The sequence below is a fragment of the Variovorax multivorans genome (assembly GCF_051216835.1).
Classification (GTDB): Bacteria; Pseudomonadota; Gammaproteobacteria; order Burkholderiales; family Burkholderiaceae_C; genus Variovorax.
In genome coordinates this window covers 722,493-741,725 of record NZ_JBPJZL010000001.1, presented here as the reverse complement: position 1 = coordinate 741,725, position 19,233 = coordinate 722,493, and the positions used below count along the sequence as shown (strand labels likewise).

At 65.3% G+C, this 19,233-nt stretch carries 22 protein-coding genes; 14 read left to right on the top strand and 8 right to left on the bottom strand.

The annotated features are described in order from the left end of the window. Positions 1-420: 420 nt before the first annotated feature. The 8 genes from ACSFCA_RS03545 to ACSFCA_RS03510 all read left to right on the top strand — a co-directional run bounded on the left by ACSFCA_RS03545 (position 421) and on the right by ACSFCA_RS03510 (position 6,691). Entirely contained in the window at positions 421-849 is a 429-nt protein-coding gene (locus ACSFCA_RS03545; protein WP_435458646.1) for an HYD1 signature containing ADP-ribosyltransferase family protein, read from the top strand. Then, the gene (locus ACSFCA_RS03540; protein ID WP_435458645.1) at positions 846-1,157 is read left to right on the top strand and encodes a hypothetical protein; all 312 of its coding nucleotides are present in this window, start codon (positions 846-848) and stop codon (positions 1,155-1,157) included. Before ACSFCA_RS03545 ends, ACSFCA_RS03540 begins: the two co-directional genes overlap by 4 nt. Before the next feature lie 318 nt (positions 1,158-1,475). Continuing rightward, positions 1,476-1,985: a hypothetical protein gene (locus ACSFCA_RS03535; protein WP_307616713.1), complete on the top strand. Its 510-nt coding sequence runs from the start codon at positions 1,476-1,478 to the stop codon at positions 1,983-1,985. Positions 1,986-2,017: 32 nt separating this feature from the next. Continuing rightward, positions 2,018-2,308, top strand: coding sequence for a DUF7710 domain-containing protein (locus ACSFCA_RS03530; protein ID WP_097198850.1), 291 nt, complete (start codon positions 2,018-2,020; stop codon positions 2,306-2,308). Positions 2,309-2,669: 361 nt separating this feature from the next. After that, entirely contained in the window at positions 2,670-3,689 is a 1,020-nt protein-coding gene (locus tag ACSFCA_RS03525) for a sugar ABC transporter substrate-binding protein (protein WP_258354131.1), read from the top strand. 29 nt (positions 3,690-3,718) lie between these two features. Further along, complete coding sequence (locus tag ACSFCA_RS03520) at positions 3,719-4,678, top strand: ABC transporter permease (protein WP_093050562.1); 960 nt, start codon at positions 3,719-3,721, stop codon at positions 4,676-4,678. Beyond that, complete coding sequence (locus ACSFCA_RS03515) at positions 4,678-5,475, top strand: ATP-binding cassette domain-containing protein (RefSeq protein WP_093050559.1); 798 nt, start codon at positions 4,678-4,680, stop codon at positions 5,473-5,475. The genes ACSFCA_RS03520 and ACSFCA_RS03515 overlap by 1 nt, the downstream gene beginning before the upstream one ends. Continuing rightward, positions 5,468-6,691, top strand: coding sequence for an ROK family transcriptional regulator (locus ACSFCA_RS03510; RefSeq protein WP_435458644.1), 1,224 nt, complete (start codon positions 5,468-5,470; stop codon positions 6,689-6,691). The genes ACSFCA_RS03515 and ACSFCA_RS03510 overlap by 8 nt, the downstream gene beginning before the upstream one ends. A 128-nt stretch (positions 6,692-6,819) precedes the next feature. On the opposite strand, the gene ACSFCA_RS03505 is transcribed toward ACSFCA_RS03510, so the two are convergent. The 8 genes from ACSFCA_RS03505 to ACSFCA_RS03470 all read right to left on the bottom strand — a co-directional run bounded on the left by ACSFCA_RS03505 (position 6,820) and on the right by ACSFCA_RS03470 (position 13,580). Continuing rightward, positions 6,820-7,284 carry a DUF2846 domain-containing protein gene (locus tag ACSFCA_RS03505; protein WP_435458643.1) on the bottom strand — a complete coding sequence of 155 codons (465 nt, stop codon included), beginning with the start codon at positions 7,282-7,284 and terminating at the stop codon, positions 6,820-6,822. Between the two features lie 189 nt (positions 7,285-7,473). Next, entirely contained in the window at positions 7,474-7,902 is a 429-nt protein-coding gene (locus tag ACSFCA_RS03500; RefSeq protein ID WP_435458642.1) for a DUF6194 family protein, read from the bottom strand. After that, on the bottom strand, positions 7,902-8,915 hold the full coding sequence (locus tag ACSFCA_RS03495) for a Bug family tripartite tricarboxylate transporter substrate binding protein (protein ID WP_435458641.1): 1,014 nt from the start codon (positions 8,913-8,915) through the stop codon (positions 7,902-7,904). Before ACSFCA_RS03495 ends, ACSFCA_RS03500 begins: the two co-directional genes overlap by 1 nt. 13 nt (positions 8,916-8,928) lie before the next feature. Then, on the bottom strand, positions 8,929-10,338 hold the full coding sequence (locus tag ACSFCA_RS03490; RefSeq protein WP_435458640.1) for a sensor histidine kinase: 1,410 nt from the start codon (positions 10,336-10,338) through the stop codon (positions 8,929-8,931). Next, positions 10,339-11,004, bottom strand: a complete 666-nt coding sequence (locus tag ACSFCA_RS03485; protein WP_093050550.1) for a response regulator — start codon at positions 11,002-11,004, stop codon at positions 10,339-10,341. A gap of 26 nt (positions 11,005-11,030) precedes the next feature. Next, entirely contained in the window at positions 11,031-12,041 is a 1,011-nt protein-coding gene (locus ACSFCA_RS03480; protein WP_258354138.1) for a Bug family tripartite tricarboxylate transporter substrate binding protein, read from the bottom strand. 70 nt (positions 12,042-12,111) lie between these two features. Further along, a complete protein-coding gene (locus ACSFCA_RS03475) occupies positions 12,112-12,777 on the bottom strand; it encodes a hypothetical protein (protein ID WP_435458639.1) in 666 nt (221 codons plus the stop codon). 8 nt (positions 12,778-12,785) lie between these two features. Further along, positions 12,786-13,580, bottom strand: a complete 795-nt coding sequence (locus ACSFCA_RS03470; protein WP_435458638.1) for an IclR family transcriptional regulator domain-containing protein — start codon at positions 13,578-13,580, stop codon at positions 12,786-12,788. A 199-nt stretch (positions 13,581-13,779) separates the two neighbouring features. Here ACSFCA_RS03470 and ACSFCA_RS03465 point away from each other — a divergent pair, with 199 nt between their 5' ends. Genes ACSFCA_RS03465 through ACSFCA_RS03440 form a run of 6 tightly spaced genes read left to right on the top strand, consistent with a single transcriptional unit; the run spans position 13,780 to position 19,196 of the window. Further along, complete coding sequence (locus tag ACSFCA_RS03465; RefSeq protein WP_435458637.1) at positions 13,780-14,703, top strand: shikimate dehydrogenase family protein; 924 nt, start codon at positions 13,780-13,782, stop codon at positions 14,701-14,703. 28 nt (positions 14,704-14,731) lie between these two features. Then, positions 14,732-15,565 carry a shikimate dehydrogenase family protein gene (locus tag ACSFCA_RS03460; protein ID WP_435458636.1) on the top strand — a complete coding sequence of 278 codons (834 nt, stop codon included), beginning with the start codon at positions 14,732-14,734 and terminating at the stop codon, positions 15,563-15,565. Positions 15,566-15,581: 16 nt separating this feature from the next. After that, positions 15,582-16,793 carry a 3-carboxy-cis,cis-muconate cycloisomerase gene (gene pcaB, locus ACSFCA_RS03455; RefSeq protein ID WP_093050537.1) on the top strand — a complete coding sequence of 404 codons (1,212 nt, stop codon included), beginning with the start codon at positions 15,582-15,584 and terminating at the stop codon, positions 16,791-16,793. Next, on the top strand, positions 16,790-17,212 hold the full coding sequence (locus ACSFCA_RS03450; protein ID WP_435458635.1) for a carboxymuconolactone decarboxylase family protein: 423 nt from the start codon (positions 16,790-16,792) through the stop codon (positions 17,210-17,212). The genes pcaB and ACSFCA_RS03450 overlap by 4 nt, the downstream gene beginning before the upstream one ends. Then, a complete protein-coding gene (locus ACSFCA_RS03445) occupies positions 17,209-18,435 on the top strand; it encodes a multidrug effflux MFS transporter (protein ID WP_258354144.1) in 1,227 nt (408 codons plus the stop codon). The genes ACSFCA_RS03450 and ACSFCA_RS03445 overlap by 4 nt, the downstream gene beginning before the upstream one ends. Beyond that, entirely contained in the window at positions 18,432-19,196 is a 765-nt protein-coding gene (locus tag ACSFCA_RS03440; RefSeq protein ID WP_435458634.1) for an alpha/beta fold hydrolase, read from the top strand. Before ACSFCA_RS03445 ends, ACSFCA_RS03440 begins: the two co-directional genes overlap by 4 nt. Positions 19,197-19,233: the final 37 nt, after the last annotated feature.

The following is a 19,233-nucleotide window of genomic DNA, read 5'->3' as shown; positions in this document are numbered from 1 at the left end:
CAACCTAAAAAGGAGAACACCAAGCACTTATCCACACCGTGAAGCCTTCAAGCTCACAAAGCGGGTGGGTCAGTATTCAATGGAAATCTAGGGTCAGAGATCGGCGGAATTCAACAATCCAGTGAATTGAGAGGTTAATATATGATTTGCCCGCGCTGTGAGCAAGATGAGATTGTTGAGGCGAAAATCAAAGCGAATGAAGGGTTGATTTTTATCTGCCCCGAGTGTGATGCAATGTGGTTATCGAGTGATGAAATTGGCCTCGATAATTTCCTTGATTATGGTACTTACATGAAATCGATTGGTTTATCTCAATTGTGGAGTGAATTGAGTGTAATGAAGCGAATTTAATGTGTAAGTAAATCCAATTCAAATCCTCAGTGGCGAAAGTTTCTACGAGTACGTATTAAGCCCTACGCAATGGACGACCCCTTTGGACTAGCGCGAAAGGGAGGGTGGCGTGCAAATAGCGGGAGCGCTGGTGCGATGAAGACACCAGAGCAGATGAAACCGGCGCAGTCGCAGGAGAGCACGCAATGTCCGCTGATGACGCGAGTGCGGTATTACACGAATCGAAAAGGATCGAGCGGAATTCAAGTCAGCGGCAGAGTTATTGCAAGCGACAGCAATCGCATCTATGTCGAGCCCACGAGGGGGAAGCCACTAAGCCAACGCGATGCCGAGGAGAAGTATCAGATTGGACAAGGCCGTGGGCGCAACTCTGTTGAGTTTTACGTGCAAGCGTCAGGGCTTGAGTGGGTTACGAATCCTCGGAATCACAGGCAGGAGCTAAATATTAAGGTCGACGCTCCAGCATGTAACTCAAAGTTTTTGGGAGAGCTTAAGTGATCGATAAGCGCAAGGAATTGCGGATTGATGGAGAGAAGCTATTGCATATCCTGCGAGACATCGAATACGTGCTCATTTCTCTGCACAAGATCGGCTCCCACTACGCGCCCGATCTTCCCGGAAAGAAATCGGAATACTGCGCGGAAACGACAAAATTCATTGATGACGGAGAAGTGACCGGACGGCTCGCCAAGATTCGAGCCATCTTGTCCGGGGCTTTCGACGAAACGCGGGGTGTCGATGACTTGACAGACATCGAGCGCGCTTTGGAGGGACTTGAATTCTGGAGGCCAGGAAGTGCTAGTTAATTTGACTGGCTCAAGTCGTTTACGTCACACCAGACTACAACCGGTATCGGTACTACGATAAAGCAGGACCTTTCCGATTCCAAGCGAATGTGGTGACTTACGCGTTGAGGTCGCGCGGGAACAAGGCAATGGACTGAGTCAACGGCAGAAGTATGACCCGGCCCGGCGGCTGCTCGAACAGCAGATCTCGCGCACTGGGCTCGGCGCCATCGAGGCCATGGCGGATCGAGGAGGGCGGCGAGCGCTACATCCACGAGGCGGCCTCGTTCGCGCCGCTGGTGCAGGTGCGCGGAGCGAGACGACGGACGCGAGGCGCTGATGGAGGCCAACGGCGGCGTCTACGACATCATGGAAAAAATGATTGATTTCGCATTGATTGAATGTTCCAGGATTGACTGGAGCAAGTACGAAGTGATCCAAGGGCGAGCGGATTCAGTCCCCCTCGCCTTGGAAGCTTTGTTGACTTCCACAATAAAAGAGGCAGAAAAATATTATTGGAGAATTGAAAATCATGTTGTCGTTCAAGGGCGGCTGTTTAGCGCTGCTGAACCGACGCTTCAGGTGCTCATTGCCTCGCTTTTGAATGCTCGCCCTAGGCATATTAAAATTGACGTGCTTGAACTTATATTTCAGATTGTTGTTGGTGCTGCTGCAGAGTCTGCAAATGAGGAATATAAGAAAATGCAGCAGCGAGTTCAATTTCGCGCTCTGGAAGGGTTGTGGGTTTTTTATGGCGAATTGAACGGAGAGCATGCCAAAGCTGTGGGTGAGGTGTTGGATGTGCTCGATCCGTCACGTTTGAAATTTTTTCTTGATGCCAGTAAATGATTAATTTTTATTTTTTAGCGTAGAGGCTCTAAATGGATGAGGCTAAGGAGGTTTGGGTTTTTAATGGGTCTAGGGCGAAATTTCCTTCTGCGATTTTTGTGGCCAAGGAGAATGCCCTGGAGTGGATAGAAAAATATAGATTAACTGGAATTTTGACCAAATATCCCGTGGGTGTTTCAGTTTATGAGTGGTCAATTCAAAGCGGAAATTTCCAAGTGAGGTTGGAAAGAGATTCGACGCCGGACTTCATCGGGAACTTTTCTAGTGCGGCGCAAGAGCACATGCATTTCGAAAACGGGACCACGGCGAGCGCGCCAACATGATCGAGCGCGAGCGGTTGGCGAACCGTCTTCGCAGGGGATGGCCTCCCCATGACGGGGTGACTGGCCACAGCGGCATCACCGTCGCCTTCAACTGCGACGCGCCGGGCACCGGCCATGCGACGCTCAGGGGGAGCCTCGAAACTGTTTGATTGAAGGTCTCCATGAGGCCGACTCGTCTTTTCGCTGGTGTGAGCGCATCAACCTCTTTTTCATCTTCGGGTTTCCGATAACTAAATCGCCTTGATTTAGTCGCCCCGCTGCCCGATAGTCCCCTTGCGCCCGGACGCCCCATTCCAAGGCCAGCGATCCGGATCCAAAACCGCAGGGCGCATCACCCAGCGTCCGCCCAAGGAGACAAACCATGCCCCGCAGCAGCTCCCGCACCATCCTGGCCATTGCGGCCATGTCCCTCGCCGCAGTGACCGCATCCACCGCCGCATTCGCCGCCGACCAACCCATCATCGGCCTCGTCACCAAGACCGAAACCAACCCCTTCTTCGTCAAGATGAAGGAAGGCGCGCAGGAAGAGGCCAAGAAGCAGGGCGCCAAGCTGCTTTCCGGCGCGGGCAAGGCCGACGGCGACAACGCGGGCCAGATCACGGCGATGGAAAACATGATCGCGGCCGGCGCCAAGACCATCCTGATCACGCCTAGCGACGCGAAAGCCATCGTGCCGGCGATCAAGAAGGCGCGCGACAAGGGCGTGATGGTGATCGCGCTCGACAGCCCGGCCGATCCGCCGGACGCGACCGACGCGCTGTTCGCCACCAACAACTACACGGCCGGCGTGCTGATCGGCGAATACGCCAAGGCCGCGATGGCCGGCAAGCCCGCGAAGATCATCGCGCTCGACCTGTTGCCGGGTCACCCGGTGGGTGCGCAGCGCCACAACGGCTTCATGAAGGGCTTCGGGCTGCCGGCCAACGAGGCGAAGTCGAACGAGCTGTCGAAGGCGCCCGAGATCGTCTGCATGGCCGACAGCTACGGCGACCAGGCCAAGGCGCAGACGGCGATGGAAAACTGCCTGCAGAAGGCGCCTGACGTGAACCTGGTCTACACGATCAACGAGCCCGCCGCGGCCGGTGCCTACAACGCGCTGAAGCGCGCAGGCAAGGAGAAGGGCGTGCTGATCGTCTCGGTCGACGGCGGCTGCCAGGGCATCAAGGACACCAACGCCGGCATCATTGCCGCGACCTCGCAGCAGTACCCGCTGAAGATGGCCGCGATGGGCGTCGCCGCGGGCGTCGAATTCGCCAAGACGGGCAAGAAGGCCTCGGGCTATGTCGACACGGGCGTGACGCTGATCGCGGGCAAGAGCGTGGCGGGCGTCGACAGCAAGGACACCAAAACTGGCGCCGAGCTGTGCTGGGGCAAGAAGTAAATAGCTGACAGCCCCCAGGGAGTATCTCGATGGCGAAATCTGCGACGCACCACATTCCGTGGGGCGCCTTGGGGCCGTGGCTGGCCCTTCTTGGCGCGTGCATCTTCTTTGCAACCCAGTCCGACCGTTTTCTCACGGGCGGCAATCTCTCGCTGATCCTGCAGCAGGTGATGGTGGTCGGCGTGATCGCCATCGGCCAGACGCTGGTGATCCTCACGGCGGGCATCGACCTGTCGTGCGGCATGGTGATGGCGCTGGGCAGCATCATCATGAGCAAGTTCGCCACTGAGCTCGGGCTGCCCGTGCCGGTGGCCATCCTGTGCGGCATCGGCGTGACGACGCTGTTCGGCCTGCTCAACGGCCTGCTGGTCACGCGCATCAAGCTGCCGCCTTTCATCGTGACGCTGGGCACGCTGAACATCGCCTTCGCGATCACGCAGCTGTACTCGTCGTCGCAGACCATCACCGACCTGCCCGGCGGCCTCACGGGCCTGGGCACCACTTTCACCATCGGCAATGCCGAGGTGGCGTGGGGTTCGGTGCTGATGGTGGTGCTCTATGCGCTCACGTGGTTCGTGCTGCGCGAGACGGCTGCCGGTCGGCACATCTATGCGGTGGGCAACAACGCCGAGGCCACGCGGCTGGTCGGCATTCCGACGCAGCGCGTGCTGCTGGGCGTGTATGTGGCGGCGGGTGTGCTGTACGGCATCGCCTCGCTGCTGTCGGTGGCGCGCACCGGCGTGGGCGACCCGAACGCGGGGCAGACCGAGAACCTCGACGCCATCACGGCCGTGGTGCTCGGCGGCACCAGCCTGTTCGGCGGGCGCGGCATCGTGCTCGGCTCATTGATCGGCGTGCTCATCGTGGGCGTGTTCCGCAACGGGCTCACGTTGATGGGCGTGTCGTCGATCTACCAGGTGCTGGTGACTGGCGTGCTCGTGATTCTTGCGGTGGCGGCCGACCAGCTGTCGCGCCGGGGAGCCCGCTGATGAACACCGTCACCAACCCCAAGATCGTCATGCAGGCCAAGGGCCTGGTAAAGCGCTATGGCCAGGTCACGGCGCTCGACGGTGTCGACTTCGAACTGCGCGAAGGAGAAATCCTCGCGGTGATCGGCGACAACGGCGCGGGCAAGTCGTCGCTCATCAAGGCGCTGTCGGGCGCGGTGGTGCCCGACGAGGGGCAGATCCTGCTCGACGGCCAGCCGGTGCACTTTCGCAATCCGCTGGATGCGCGCCGCGCGGGCATCGAGACGGTCTATCAAGACTTGGCCGTGGCCCCGGCCATGACCATCTACGAGAACCTGTTCCTCGGCCGCGAACTGCGCCGCCCCGGCTTCCTGGGCAGCGTGCTGCGCATGCTCGACAAGAAGCAGATGCTGCTCGAAAGCACGGCCCGCATGGCGGACCTGAAGGTCGGCATCCAGTCGATGACGCAGGCGGTCGAAACGCTCTCGGGCGGCCAACGCCAGTGCGTGGCCGTGGCGCGCAGCGCGGCCTTCGCGCGGCACGTGGTCATCATGGACGAGCCCACCGCCGCGCTGGGCGTGAAGGAGGGCAACATGGTGCTGGAGCTGATCCGCCGCGTGCGCGACCGCGGCCTGCCCGTGGTGCTCATCAGCCACAACATGCCGCACGTGTTCGAGGTGGCCGACCGCATCCACGTGGCGCGTCTCGGCAAGCGCGCGGCGGTGCTCGACCCGAAGAAGATCAGCATGAGCGACACGGTCGCCGTGATGACCGGCGCCATGACGGCCGACCAGTTGCCCGCGGAGGCGCATGCCTGATGCGGACACACCTGCACGCACGCCCGATCTGTTGCGGCCTCGCGGCTCCAACCAGGTCGGCATGCGCCAGTTCAACGAGCGCACAGTGCTGCAGGCACTGCGCGTTCACACCAGCCTGCCCAAGGCCGATCTCGCGCGGCTGACCGGACTCAGCGCGCAGACCATCGGGCTCATCACCGCGCGGCTGGAAGAAGACGGTCTCATCGTCAAGCAAAGCCGCGTGCGCGGGCGCATCGGGCAGCCTTCGGTGCCGCTGGCGCTGAACCCCGACGGCGCCTTTGCCATCGGGATCAAGGTCGGTCGACGCGGCGCCGAATGGCTGCTGATCGACTTCACCACGCAGGTGCGCGAGCGCCATGCCATCAGCTACGACTTTCCCGATGCGGACGAGCTGCTGCCCGTCATCACGCAGCACATGCACCGGCTGCGCGACGGGCTGGGGCCACTGGCGGCGCGCAACGTTGGGGCGGGGCTGGCCGCGCCGTTCCAGCTCGGCGGCTGGCACCGTACGTTGGGCCTGTCGAAGGCGCAGTCAGACCTGTGGAACCAGATGGACCTGGCCGCCGAGGTGCGCGCGCGCACCGACGTGCCGGTGAGCTTCGCGCGCGACACGGTGGCTGCCTGCGTGGCCGAGCTGGTGGGCGGGCGGGGGCACGACCTGAAGAGCTTCCTGTACATCTTCGTAGACACCTTCGTGGGGGGCGGGCTGGTCATCAACTCGCATCTGCACACCGGTGCGCACGGCAATGCGGGCGCGCTCGCTTCATTGCCGATGCAGCCGCCGGGCAGTCGCGGTGCATTGCCGCCTCAACTGGTTGCACAGGCGTCGCTCTGGGAGCTGGAGCAGCGCCTGATCGGCGAGGGCCTCGACGCCATGGCCGCGTATGACGATCGTGCCTTGCAGCCGCCCTATGCCGCGATGACGCAGGCCTGGCTGGAAAGCGCATCGCAGGCGCTGGCGCATGCCATCGTGAGCGGCACCGCCATGCTCGACCTGCCCGACGTGGTGGTGGACGGCTCGATGTCGCGCGCGTTGCTGCAGGCGCTGCTCGACCAGACCCGCGCCGCGCTGGATCGCTGCAACTGGGAAGGCCTGTGGCAGCCGCGGCTGCATGGCGGCAAGGCGGGGGCGCAGGCCTGTGCGCTGGGTGGCGCGATGTTGCCGCTGCACGCCAACTTCGCGCCGGATCACGACGTGTTCCTGAAGGCAGGTTGAGAGGCCACCGACGTCGCAACGCACCTCATGCACGCCTTGGTGGCCGACCATTCCTTGAGCGAAGGCCTGTGTCGAAATTGCCTGGGGAGGGCGATCGGCCGCTTGTGATCGCCCCCCAGGAACACCGCTTACTTGCTGCACGTACCCGGCTGCGCCAGGCCGAGTGAGGCTATATCGGCCTTGCCTTGCTCCTCTGGAATCTGCTCCAGGTCGGCGCCGCCCACGAAAGCTCCCATCTTGATGAACTGCCGGACGAAGTAGTTCTTGCCGGCATCCATGAATACCTCCAGGGAATTGGGCGAGAACTCCGATTCCGTTTCGATCTTGTTCTTCTTGCCGCCGTCGACCTGCGTGTAGAAGAACACGTCGGATGCACTCTCGCCCAGGCATTTGCCGTTGACCCAGATGTCCTTCTTCAAAGCCTTCCCGACGAAGCTGTTGCGATAGACATAAAGGCCGGATTTCCCGGTGGCCGGGGCGCTGAACTGCTTGGCCTTGTCGCTCTCCTCCTTGCTGGCCATATTGACGGAGGCGCATCCTGTCATCAGCAGCGCCGACAGGACAACGATGCTGCTCTTGTGATTGATCTTCATTTTTGTGATCTCGATTGTGTATAGAAGACCGAGTACTCCCTCGACCCGGCCGCTCGCGACAGTGGTGTCGCGAGCGGGGGGCATTATGCTTTTTGTTTCAATGCGTAATCTGGATTCAGATGGCGGATCCCCGCCGAAATTGGCGTTCCAGGAACATCACTGTGCGGGCCCCGGCAGACAGCTGCCGGGCTATTTGTTCTTGTCTCTTGCGGCCACGAGGCTGTGGGCCTCTGCGATCAGCGGCTTCATCATCTCGAATGTCCTGTCGCTCGGGTTGATCACACTGACCCAGTACATCTTCCCGTACACAGGATGTGGCATCAGCCTGTCGAGCGCGGTGTAGTCGATGGCGGTGGTGTCCGTCTCGCCGAACAGCGCGTGGAAGGTCTCCTTGCCCACGCCGATGTTCAGGCGGAATACGCCGGGGCGGTCCAGATTCGAGGCGTTGTCGAACTCGCTGTCCTTTGTCACGAGGGTGGCAAAGGGAAACTTGTTGTCCGAGTTGTGGAAGAAGAAGGTGTTGTCGTCGGCGATCTGAAAGTGGCCGCCGGCCAGCATGTCGATGATGTGTTGGGTGATGGCGTCTTCGGTCATGAGCGCGATCTTGCCTGCGTTCATCAGGAGGGCCAGCGCCGCAGTCCCAGTTCGTCCGCCAGCCGGCGGTAGGCCTTGATCTGCGCCTGCACGTAGTCGTCGAGCGCGGCGCCCGTGAGCGTGAAGGGGTACAGCCCGTGCTGCTCGCGCAACGCGGCGTAGCCGGGCGCGGCACTCGCTTCGCCGAAGGCCGCGACCCATGCGCGCACGGCGGCCTCGGGCACGTCAGCGCTCAGGTACAGGCCGCGCACGGTCGGCCACACCAGGTCGATGCCTTGCTCGCGCGCGGTCGGCACGCCGGTGAGCGCGCCGCCAAGCCGGTTCTCCGACAGCACCGCGAGCAGTCGCACGGCCGCGCCGCCCGCAATGGCCTGCATCGCCTCGGCTGCATCGCCGGGGAACACGTCGACATGCTTGCCCTGCAATGCGCTCAGCGCATCCCCGCCGCCTTCGAAAGAAACGAAGCGCATGGCCTTGTGATCGCGCCCCGCCGCGCGCACCAGCAGCGCGGCCTTCACCCAGTCCTGGCTGCCGACCGTGCCGCCCGCGCCGAAGGCGATGCGCGACGGGTCTTGCCGTAGCGCGGCGACCAGGTCCTGCAGGCGCTTGTAGGGTGAGTCGCGATGCACGGCGATTACGCCGTAGTCGGTGCCCAGCGTGGCGATCCAGCGCACGGCCGAGGGCGAATGCGGGCCGAAGCGGCCTTGCGCGAGGTTGAGCAGCGAGCCGCTGGAAAACGCCACCAGCGTGCCCGGGCCGCCGAGCTTGCCTGTGGCGACGCGGTCGAAAGCCACGGCGCCAATGCCGCCCGGCAGGTAGCGCTGGGTGAGCAGCGGCCGCGCGGGCCGCACGGCCTGCAACGCGTCGCGCGCCAGCGCGCAGGTCAGCGCGAAGCCGCCGCCGGCCTTGGCGGGGATCACGCAGTCGGCGGCGTTTTCGGAAGGGTCGTTCGCGGCGGCCATCGCGCGCATGCCGAAGGGCATCAGCAACGCGCACAACGCGCGAAGTGCATGGCGGCGAGTGGGGGGCGTGGACATGGGAGTGGGCCCATCAGATGGCGGCCGGGCGAGGCCACCAGATGATCGCATGCAGCCCCGGGCCGGCCTCGCGCGCTTCGAGCCGCAACTCGCCCCTGTGCCGCTGAGCGATAGAACGCGCAATGGCCAGCCCGAGCCCGAAGCCGCCCTTGCCGGCGCGCGCGCCGCGCCGGAAGCGCTGGCCCAGCGCGGCGCGTTCCTCGTCGCCGAGACCGGGGCCGTTGTCCTCGACGTTGAGGCTCCAGCCCGCCGCGTCGCCCGCGGCAAAGAGCGTGATCGTGCCTTCGGCCGGCGTGTAGGTGATCGCGTTGCTCACAAGGTTGCCCAGCGCCTCGCGCATGAGCCCCCGGTCTGCCACGGCAAGGAACTCCGGCGTGGGCGAATGAATGCCCAGGTCGATACGCTTGGCGCGTGCCAGTGGCAGCAGGTCGACCGCCACTTCTCGTAGTAAGCCTGCAAGGTCGAACTCGGCGGGCTCCACCGACACCGTGTCGCTGCGGCCCAGCGCCAGCAGCTGCTGCGCGCTGCGCGTCGCGCGGCCGATCTCGGTGCCGAGCGCGTCGAGCGCGACCTGCACCTGCGCCGGGTCTTGTTCGCGCCGCGCGTAGTCGGCCTGCATCTGCAGCGTGGTGAGGTGGGTGCGCAACTGATGCGAGGCGTCATCCAGAAACTGGCGCTGCTGCGTCACGAGGTCTTGCGTGCGCGACATCTGCTGGTTGACCGCGGCCACCAGTGGGCGCACCTCGGCGGGCAGGTCGGTCTCGGCGATGCGTGTGAGGTCGTCGGGCGTGCGTGAGCCCACCTCGCGCGCCAGCCGCGAGAGCGGCCTCAGCGCCGCCGCGAGGGCCAAGGCGGTGCCGCACAGCAGCATTGCCAACACCAGCCCGTCGCGCAAGGCCGCGCTGCGCACGAAGCGTGCGCTGAACTCCTGCCGCGAGCGCGTGCTTTCCCCCACCTGGATCAGCACGCTGCGCCCGGTGCTGCCGGCCGGCGCGCGGTCGAGGTCGCGGCGGTAGGCCGCGAGCCGTACTGCTTCGCCGAAGTAGGTGGCGTCGTAGAAGGCCGGCACGCCCATCGCCAGTTCGGTGGGCGGCGCGGGCAGGTCGGCGCTGCCGAGCTCCACCAGCCCGTCAGACGTGGACACACGAAAGAAGACCTGGCCGCTCGCCGTCAGCTCGAAGAACTCGAACATCGTGTACGGCAGCTCGACCGACAGGCCACCCGAGGCTGTCGAGATGTTGGCGTCGATGGACTTGAGCGCGCCCAGCAGCGAGCGGTCGTAGGCCGCGTTGGCGGCAGCCAGCGCGTCGTGCCGCGTCATCCACAGTTCGAGGCCGGTCACGATCAGCAGGGCCGGGAACAGCAGCAGCGCGAGCCGCTGCCAGAGGCTGGCGCGGCGAAGGCGTTCACGCAGGCCGCTCACTCAGTCTGCTTCCAGTACATAGCCGAGCCCGCGCAGCGTGACGATGCGAACCCCGGTGCCGTCGAGCCGCTTGCGCAGCCGATAGACGAAAACCTCGACCGCCTCCGGGTGCACCTCTTCGTCGTCGGAGAACACGCGCTCGAGGATCTGCTGCTTCGACAGCGGCTCGCCGCTGCGCTGCACCAGCACGCGCAGCACTGCCAGTTCGCGCGGCGAGAGCGCCAGCGCCTCGCCGTTCAGCGTGAAGTGCCGGCGCGCGCCGTCGTACACCAGCGGGCCGCAGGCCAGCCGCGGATGCTCCACGCCGCGCGCGCGGCGCACCAGCGCATGCAGGCGCGCTTCGAGTTCGGCCAGCGCGAAGGGCTTGGCAAGGAAGTCGTCGGCGCCCGCATTGAGCGAAGCGACGCGCTCGTTCAGCGAGTCGCGTGCGGTGAGGATCAGCGCCGGCAAGCGCTGGTCGCGCTCGCGCAGCCGTTGCAGCACCGTGTGCCCGTCGAGCCCGGGCAGGCCCAGGTCGAGCACCAGCGCATCGTGGTCGCGCTGCTGCAGCGCCCGGTCGGCCAGGCGCCCGTCGTCCACCCATTCGACCTGGATGCCCGCATGTTCCAGTGCCTTGCAGAGCCAGGTGCCCAGGGTGTGTTCGTCTTCGGCCAGCAGGATGCGCATGGCGCCGATGCTAGAGCCTGTGCTGCTCAGTCGGGCTTGATGTTTGCCCTTGCGATGACCTTCTGCCAACGGGTCTGCTCGGCTGCGATGAACTGCGCGAACTGCTCCGGCGTGCCGCCGACGGCCTCGGCCGCGTCGGCCGTCAGGCGCTGCATCGAGTCGGGCGACTTCACGGCCTTCATCGTCTCGGCCGAAAGCTTGGCCAGGTTGGCAGGCGTGATGTTGGCTGGCGCGAGCATGCCGTACCACTGAGTCATCTCGAAGCCCGGGAAGCCCTGTTCGGCCACGGTCGGCACATCGGGCAACTGCGGCAGGCGCTTGGCCGAGCCGGTCGCGATGCAGCGCACCTTGCCGGCCTTGATGAACGGAATGATCGCCGCCGCGCCGATGGCCGAGGCGTCGAGCCGGCCCGAGAGCAGGTCGGTCACCATCGGGCCGGTCCCGCGGTAGGGCACGTGCAGCATGAACACGTCGGCCGTCATCTTCAGGTATTCGAAGGCCAAGTGGCCCGCGCTGCCGTTGCCCGCCGAACCGTAGCTGAGCTTGCCCGGCTTCGACTTGGCATACGCGATGAACTCCTTGAGGTTCTTCGCCGGCACGTCGGGGTGCACCACGTAGAGGCTGGGCACCTTGGCCAGCAGGCTCACGGGCTTGAAGTCCTTGTTCGCGTCGTAGGGCAGCTTGGCAAAGATGTACGGGTTGACCGCCAGCGTGCCGATGTGCCCGAGGATGATCGTGTGCTGGTCGGTGCTGCGCGCCACTTCGCTCATCGCGATGTTGCCGGCCGCGCCCGGCTTGTTGTCGACGAACACGCTCTGGCCCAGCGTGCGCGAGAGCTCGGCGGCGGTCGAGCGCGCGACGATTTCGGAGCTGCCGCCCGGCGCGAAGGGCACGACGAAGCGGATCGACTTGCTGGGCCAGGTGTCCTGGGCCGAGGCCAGCGAAGGCAGCAGGCCGCCGAGGGTGAGAGCGCCGCCGGCTTGCAGCCAGTGGCGGCGGTTCAGGCGGGCGTCGTTCGGGGAAAAGAAGTCGGACATGGTGCTTGTGTCTCCAGCGCTTTTGGATTGAAAGCGCGCATCGTGCCCGGTGGATGCTGTCGGAAAGCTGTCAGTTGCCGTTCGTCCAGTAATCCCGGCCGAATTCGCCCGCTAGCCGGGCAATCAAAGTCTCCACGCGCGCCAGCACGATTTCGACCTGCGCGTGCACCGGTGCGTAGGCGAAGCGCAGGTTGTGGAAGGTTGTGCCTTCGTCGGGGTCGTCATCGCGCAGGTACAGCGTGCCGTCGCAGAGCCGCAGATCGAGGAACCAGCCTTGCTCGTAGTCGGAAAAGACTTCGCCGGGTATGCCGGTTGTCAGTGCTTCGATGAAGGCCCGGCCCTCGCTGAAGCGGTCGTGCCATGGGAAGTTCAGCAGGAAGCGACCGGGCGCATGGACTACCGGTATGTTCCAGAAATGGGTGCCGTCTGCCGGGTCCTTGCCGTGGCGTGCGGCCCTGGTCAACAGGTCGCGATAGTGGCGGCAGAGCTCGTCCTCGTGGCCAATGCAGTCGGCCGACAGCACGAAGCCTTGCGCCGCGCCCGGAATTGCTGGCTGATACAGCGGCTCTCGCAGGTTCTCCCATTGTTCGGGGGAGATGTGCGACGAGGGGCCGTAGTAGAGCGAGTGCTCGACGATGAATGCGATGTCGATGTGCACGTCTTCCACCGGCTCCGACTGCGCCGCCCAGTCGGGCAATGTCGTCTGGCTCGAAGAACCCGAGGCGTTTGCGGTCATGGCGCTTCTCAGATCAGATTGCGCATCGCCTGCGCCGTCTCCCGCAGCACGGGCAGCACCCGCGCCACCGCGTCTTCCGAACTCTCGTGCCCCATCGGCATCGTGATGTTCAGCGCCCCCACCAGCGTGCCGTGCCGGTCGCGCAGCGGCGCCGCGATGCCGCGCGAATTGAGGTCGAGCTGCTGCTCGGAAAGCGCCCAGCCCTGTGCCCGGATGCGGGCGAGTTCTAGCTTCATGCGCTCCATGCTCGCGATGGTGTGCGAGGTGAATACGGTGAGCTGCTTCGTTGTCAGCCATTCGTTCAGCTCGGCGTCGCTGCGCAGCGCCAGCATCAGCATGCCCGAGGCCGTGACCTGCGCCGGCACGCGCGCGCCGAGCACATAGCCGGTGCTCATGCTGCGGTTGGGGCCGTTGCGCGCGATGTAGACCACCTCGTCGCCGTCCATCACGCTGAGGTACGCGATCTCGTTGGTGCCCGCCGCCACCCGCTGCAGAAAGGGCTGCACCACGCGCGGCAGCCGGGCCGACTCCAGGTACGACTGGCCCAGCCGCAGCACGCGCGGCGTGAGCCAGAAGAGCTTGCCGTCGCTCGCCACATAGCCCATGTGCTGCAAGGTCAGCAGATAGCGCCGCGCGGCGGTGCGGGTCATGTTCGTGCGCTGGCCGGCCTGGCTGGCGGTCAGGCGCGGGTTGGCGTCGTCGAAGGCTTCGATGATGCTCACACCGCGCTCCAGGCCGGCGATCCAGTCGCGCTTGTCCAGGCCGGGGGGCGGCGCCGGGTCGTCCTTGCTGTCCTTGCTCATGGGCGGAAGTGTGCCTGTGCGGATGGGTTCGGAGTTTGCATTTGATGACAGTGAAAACCCTTGAATTGAACGATCAGTGATTTTTTGAGTTCGATAATCGCACGATTTAAGGTGCCAAAGGCTGCGTGATTCAGGCGAAGCGACTATAAAGCTCGGCATCCGCCCTCGAAAAGAGCGATTGACGAACGGAAGCACGCACATGAGCCATTCCATCCGCGGCAGCACCCAGGCTTACCTGATCCCCGGCGACCCGGTTCGCAATGTGCGGCTGCCGCGCATGTTCAACGCCGCCTTCGAGCGCTTCGGCATCGACGCCGTGCTGCTGCCCATGCAGGTGCCGGTGCGCGACTTCGCGGTGTTCTTCAAGTCGGCCTTTCTCGCGCGCAACGTGCGCGGCATGGTGATCGCGCCGCCGCACAAGCCGCTGGTGGTCGACCTGCTCGACGGCTGCGGCCTCTTCGGCCGCGTGGCGGGCTCGGTCAACGTGGTACGGCGCACCGAGGGCGACCAGCTCGAAGGCGACCTGTTCGATGGCGAAGGCCTGATCGGCGCGCTAGACCACTACAACATTCCCTTTCGCGGCAAGCGCGCGCTGATCCTGGGTGCGGGCGTGAGCGCGGCAGCCATCGGCGTTGCGCTGGCCGAGGGCGGCACGGTGAACGGCGCGGCGCACATCGCCTTCTACGACAGAGCCGCCGGCAAGGCGGCGGGCGTGGCGGCCAAGCTCGATGCCTTCTTCGACGCAACCGTGGTTGCCGTGGACAGCAACGCGCCCGAAGGCTTCGACCTCGTCGTCAACGCCACGCAGCTGGGGCTGGTCGAGGGCGATGCGCTGCCGCTCGACGTGTCGCGCATGGAAGGCCACGCGGCGCTGTTCGACATCCTGTTGCGCAACCAGCCCACGCCGCTGGTGCAGGCAGCCCGAGCGCGCGGGCTCAACGCGCAGGCGGGCTTCGAGATGCTCATCCAGCAGATGCCGCATTACTTCCGCTACTTCGGCCATCTGGATGCTGCCACTGCGATGCAGGCCGACGCCGACTTCCTGCGCGAAATCATCTATCCGCCAGCGATGCACGCCGAGATTGCGCAGCCGCTGCGCTATCACTCCCCCAGCGTGGCCTGAGCCACGCCTTCACATAGAAACAACCGACATGATTTCCGGCAAGACCACGCTCATCGCCCACATCGGCTATCCCACCGAGGCCTTCAAGGCCCCGATGATCTACAACCCCTGGTTCGACAAGCACGGCATCGACGCCGTGGTGGTGCCCATGGGCGTGAAGCCCGAGGACTATGCGGCCTCGCTGCCGCAGATCTTCAAGTTCAGCAACCTGCGCGGCGCTCTGGTGACCATGCCGCACAAGGTAACGACGATGGCGCTGGTCGACGAGGTGACGCCCACGGCGCGCGTCGCTGGCGCATGCAACGCGATCCTCAAGCGGCCAGACGGCACGCTGCTGGGCGACCAGTTCGACGGCGCGGGCTTCGTGCGCGGCGTGGAGCGCAAGGGGCGTCTCTTCAAGGGCACGCGCGTGCTGGTGTCGGGCACGGGTGGCGTTGGCTCGGCCATTGCCGCCTCGATTGCCGCTGCGGGCGCTGCCGAGCTGATGCTGTTCGACATGAGCGAGGCTTCGGCCGGCGCACTGGCGGCGCGGCTGCGCGAGCACTACCCGCAGATGAAGGTGACCACCGGCTCGAAGGACCCGGCCGGCTACGACGTGGTCGTCAACGCCACGCCGCTCGGCATGAAGGAGGGCGATCCGCTTCCCTTCGACGTGGACCGCATCGACCCCGGCACTTTCGTCGGCGAGGTGGTCATGAAGACCGAATACACGCCACTGCTGCAGGCTGCAAAAGCCAAGGGCTGCCAGGTGCAGGTCGGCACCGACATGCTGTTCGAAATGATCCCTGCGTACCTCGAGTTCTTCGGATTCGGCACAGCCTCCCCGGAGGAATTGCGTGCCGTGGCCCAATTGAAATATTGAAAGGCCAGGTCATCGCATGAGTATTTTTGAAGGCTTCCTCTCCACGTCCGAAACGCTAGGCGCCTTCAGCGACCGCGCCTTCGTCGACGCCATGCTTCGCTTCGAAGCGGCACTCGCGCGCGCACAGGTGGCCGAAGGGCTGATCCCCGAGAGCGCTGCGCATTCGATCGTCAGCAGCTGCAAGGTCGAGCTGTTCGACGTTGCCAAGATCGTGCGCGAGAGCGGCCGCGCGGGCAGCGTCGCGATTCCGCTGGTGAAGGCGTTGCGCGAGGCCGTCGGCCTCTTCAATGCCGACGCCGCGCCCTTCGTGCACTTCGGCAGCACCAGCCAGGATGTGATCGACAGCGCAATGGCGCTGGTCACGCGCGAAGCGGTCGCGCTCATCGAGACCGACCTTGCCAAGGCGGCCGACGCGCTGCTGCGCCTGGCCGTCACGCATGCCGAAACGCCGATGCTCGCGCGCACGCTGATGCAGCCGGCCTCGGTCACCAGCTTCGGCTTCAAATGCGCGGGCTGGGCCGCACCGCTGGTGCGCAGCCGCATCCGCCTGCGCGATGCTGCGAAGCACGCGCTGCAATTGCAGCTCGGCGGCGCCGTCGGCACGCTGGCGCAGATGAAGGGGCAGGGCGCTGCCGTGCGCAAGCGCATGGCCAAGGAGCTCGGCCTGGGCGACCCCGGCGCAACGTGGCACACGCAGCGCGACGAATGGGTGGCGCTTGGCTGCGAACTGGGCCTGATCACCGGCAGCCTCGGCAAGATCGCGGTCGACATCGCGCTGCTCGGGCAGTACGAAGTGGCCGAAGTCGCGGAGCCCAGCGAGCCGGGCCGCGGCGGCTCGTCGGCAATGCCGCACAAGCGCAACCCGGTGGCTTCGATGGTCGCCATCGCCGCCGCGCACCGTGCGCCACAGCGCGTGGCCGCCTTGCTCGGCGCCATGCCGCAACAACACGAACGCGCGCTCGGCGCCTGGCAGGCCGAGCTGGCCGAATGGCCGCAGCTGCTGATGTCGGCGCACGGCAGCGTGCGCGCAATGGCGGGCGCATTGCCAGGCCTGCAGGTCGACGCCGCGCGCATGCGCGCCAACATCGACCGGCTGCGCGCCGAACTCCCACGCGACGCGGCCGACGAATGGTTCGACCCCGCGCTCGCTCACAACGCCGGACAGACTGCCCTCGCCGAAGTGAAGGCGCTGCAGGCCCGGCTTACAGACAAGGAACTTGCCCAATGACCGCCCCCGAAACCCCGGCCAACGACTACGAATCCGGCCTCGTCAACCGCCGCCGCGTGCTCGGCGATGCCTGGGTCGACAAGTCGCTCGCCAACCGCAACGGCTTCAACGCCGAGTTCCAGGAACTCATCACGCGCCATGCTTGGAACGACATCTGGGGCCGCCCCGCACTGGGCGACAAGACGCGCCGCTACATGGTGCTGTCGATGATGCTGGGCATCCACGCGTATGAAGAATTCGCCATGCACGTACGCGCCGCACTCGACGGCCCGCCCGAGTCGCGCCTCACGCCGGACGACATCAAGGAAGTGATCATGATGGCCGCCATCTACTGCGGCGTGCCGGTGGCCAACCATGCCTTCGGCATCGCGACCGGCATCCTGCGCGAAAAAGGCCTGCTGCCTGCGCTGCCCCAGTGACCGCGCCGGTCGCCCGCAAGAAGGGCCGGTTCGACGTCTCCTTCGCCTTGCTGCTGCCGCTGCTGCTAGCGGCGCAGCCGGTGGCCACCGACAGTTATCTCCCCGCGCTTCCCGCCATTGCGAAGGAGCTCGGTTCGGCCAGCACCAGCCTCACGCTGTTCGTGCTGGCCTTCGGCTTTGCGCAACTGTTGTGTGGCCCGCTGGCCGATCGCTTCGGTCGCAGGCCGGTGCTGCTGGCGGGGCTCGGCTGCTATGCCATTGCCGCGCTGGGCGGCGCGTTCGCAGGCAGCGTGGCGTTGCTCGCAGGCTGGCGCACGCTGCAGGGCTTTTCGATGGCGGCGATTCTGGTGTGCTCGCGGGCGGCGGTGCGCGACCTGTATCCGGCGCACGAAGGCCCGCACGTGATGGCGCGTGGCCTCACCGGGCTGGGCGTGGTCGGCCTGATGGCGCCGCTGCTGGGTGCATGGCTTGTGCAGGGCGCGGGCTGGCGCTGGGTGATGGTCGCGATGGCGGTCTATGCCACGCTGCTGTTTGCACTGTGCTGGCGCTCGTTCGGTGAAACGCGCAAGCCGTTGTTGAGCGAGGGTGAATCGTCTGCGCCGCGCGGCAGCACGCGCGCCGTGTTCGCGAGCCGGTCGTTCCGCGCCTGGGCCTCGGTGGCCGCGACGACCTACGGCGGACTGTTCTGCTTCCTGCTGCTGTCGCCGATGGTCTACATCGGCTATCTGGGCTGGTCGCCCGCGTGGTACGGCTGGATTCCGGCTGGTGGCTCGCTGGTCTATATCTTCAGCACCACCATGTGCCGCACGCTGTTGCGGCGCTACGGGCCGGTGCGCACCGTGCGGCTCGGTGCTTCGCTGAGCCTGACCGGTGCGGTCATCCAGGCGCTCGGCTGCTGGCTGATGCCGCTGAGCGCCGTGCCGCTGCTGTTCGGCCACGCCGTGTACTGCCTCGGCCATGGCATCCACCAGCCCTGCGGGCAGGCGGGTGCGGTGGGCGACCTGCCGCATCTGGCGGGCCGGGCCGTGTCCTGGTCGGGCTTCGGCATGATGATGGTCGCGTTCTGCGTGGGGCAGCTGGCAGCAAGATTTGTCGATGCCGATTTTTCCAACGGCGCCTGGCCGATGGTCGTGCCGATGCTGCTGGCCGGCTGCGTGCTGATGGCCATCGCGTTCCTCTGGCTGCCGCGTCTTCAACATCCGAAAAAGGAAACCACACCATGACCCGTTTGAATGTCGTTCGCGAGGGCGAAGGCCCGATCGTCGTGCTCAGCCATGCGCTCGGTTGCGACCTGAGCATGTGGGACGGCGTGGCCGCGCAGCTCTCGCGCGCCCACACGGTGCTGCGCTACGACCACCGCAACCACGGCGCGTCGGAGGTGGTGCCCGGCGCGCTGCGCGTCGAGACGTTGGCACAGGACGTGGCCGAACTCATCCAGCGCGAGGCGGACGGCGAGCCCGTGCATTTCGTCGGCCTGTCGATGGGCGGCATGACCGCGCAGGCGCTGGCTGTACGGCACCCCGAGCTGCTGAAGACGATGGTGATCGCCAATTCGGCCGCCTACTACCCCGACCAGGCCCCCTGGCGTGCACGCGCCGAGACGGTGGCTGCGAGAGGCGTGGCCGCCATCGCCCCGGGCGCCGTGGCGCGCTGGCTCACGCCGGCCTACGTGGGTACGCCGGAAGGCGCAGTCGCCGCGAAGACGCTGCACGACGTGCTGGTGCGAACTGACGCGCAGGGCTACATCGAGAGCTGCAACGCCGTCGCGGCCATCGATTTTCGCGAGAGCAACCACCGCATCGCCGTGCCCACGCTGGTGATCGGCGGGCTGCAGGACGAGGCCACGCCAATGGCCATGTCGCAAGCCATGGTGGGCGCCATTCCGGGTGCACGCCTGGCCACCATTGACGCAGCGCATCTGAGCGCGGTCGAGCGGCCGGTGGAGTTCACACAGCTGCTGATCGATTTCTGGCGCAGCCTTTGAGGGCTGTTGGCTGGGCAAGCGGCCTAGGTGTATCCCG

Bases quoted from the DNA above. Each gene is read 5' to 3' on its own strand.
- ACSFCA_RS03505 (WP_435458643.1), bottom strand. From the start codon at position 7,284: ATGAAGATCAATCACAAGAGCAGCATCGTTGTCCTGTCGGCGCTGCTG.
- ACSFCA_RS03530 (WP_097198850.1), top strand. From the start codon at position 2,018: ATGGATGAGGCTAAGGAGGTTTGGGTTTTTAATGGGTCTAGGGCGAAA.
- ACSFCA_RS03495 (WP_435458641.1), bottom strand. From the start codon at position 8,915: ATGTCCACGCCCCCCACTCGCCGCCATGCACTTCGCGCGTTGTGCGCG.
- ACSFCA_RS03510 (WP_435458644.1), top strand. From the start codon at position 5,468: ATGCCTGATGCGGACACACCTGCACGCACGCCCGATCTGTTGCGGCCT.
- ACSFCA_RS03535 (WP_307616713.1), top strand. From the start codon at position 1,476: ATGGAGGCCAACGGCGGCGTCTACGACATCATGGAAAAAATGATTGAT.
- ACSFCA_RS03475 (WP_435458639.1), bottom strand. From the start codon at position 12,777: ATGACCGCAAACGCCTCGGGTTCTTCGAGCCAGACGACATTGCCCGAC.
- ACSFCA_RS03450 (WP_435458635.1), top strand. From the start codon at position 16,790: ATGACCGCCCCCGAAACCCCGGCCAACGACTACGAATCCGGCCTCGTC.
- ACSFCA_RS03515 (WP_093050559.1), top strand. From the start codon at position 4,678: ATGAACACCGTCACCAACCCCAAGATCGTCATGCAGGCCAAGGGCCTG.
- ACSFCA_RS03500 (WP_435458642.1), bottom strand. From the start codon at position 7,902: ATGAACGCAGGCAAGATCGCGCTCATGACCGAAGACGCCATCACCCAA.
- ACSFCA_RS03465 (WP_435458637.1), top strand. From the start codon at position 13,780: ATGAGCCATTCCATCCGCGGCAGCACCCAGGCTTACCTGATCCCCGGC.
- ACSFCA_RS03485 (WP_093050550.1), bottom strand. From the start codon at position 11,004: ATGCGCATCCTGCTGGCCGAAGACGAACACACCCTGGGCACCTGGCTC.
- ACSFCA_RS03525 (WP_258354131.1), top strand. From the start codon at position 2,670: ATGCCCCGCAGCAGCTCCCGCACCATCCTGGCCATTGCGGCCATGTCC.
- ACSFCA_RS03470 (WP_435458638.1), bottom strand. From the start codon at position 13,580: ATGAGCAAGGACAGCAAGGACGACCCGGCGCCGCCCCCCGGCCTGGAC.
- pcaB (WP_093050537.1), top strand. From the start codon at position 15,582: ATGAGTATTTTTGAAGGCTTCCTCTCCACGTCCGAAACGCTAGGCGCC.
- ACSFCA_RS03545 (WP_435458646.1), top strand. From the start codon at position 421: ATGGACGACCCCTTTGGACTAGCGCGAAAGGGAGGGTGGCGTGCAAAT.
- ACSFCA_RS03520 (WP_093050562.1), top strand. From the start codon at position 3,719: ATGGCGAAATCTGCGACGCACCACATTCCGTGGGGCGCCTTGGGGCCG.
- ACSFCA_RS03460 (WP_435458636.1), top strand. From the start codon at position 14,732: ATGATTTCCGGCAAGACCACGCTCATCGCCCACATCGGCTATCCCACC.
- ACSFCA_RS03480 (WP_258354138.1), bottom strand. From the start codon at position 12,041: ATGTCCGACTTCTTTTCCCCGAACGACGCCCGCCTGAACCGCCGCCAC.
- ACSFCA_RS03440 (WP_435458634.1), top strand. From the start codon at position 18,432: ATGACCCGTTTGAATGTCGTTCGCGAGGGCGAAGGCCCGATCGTCGTG.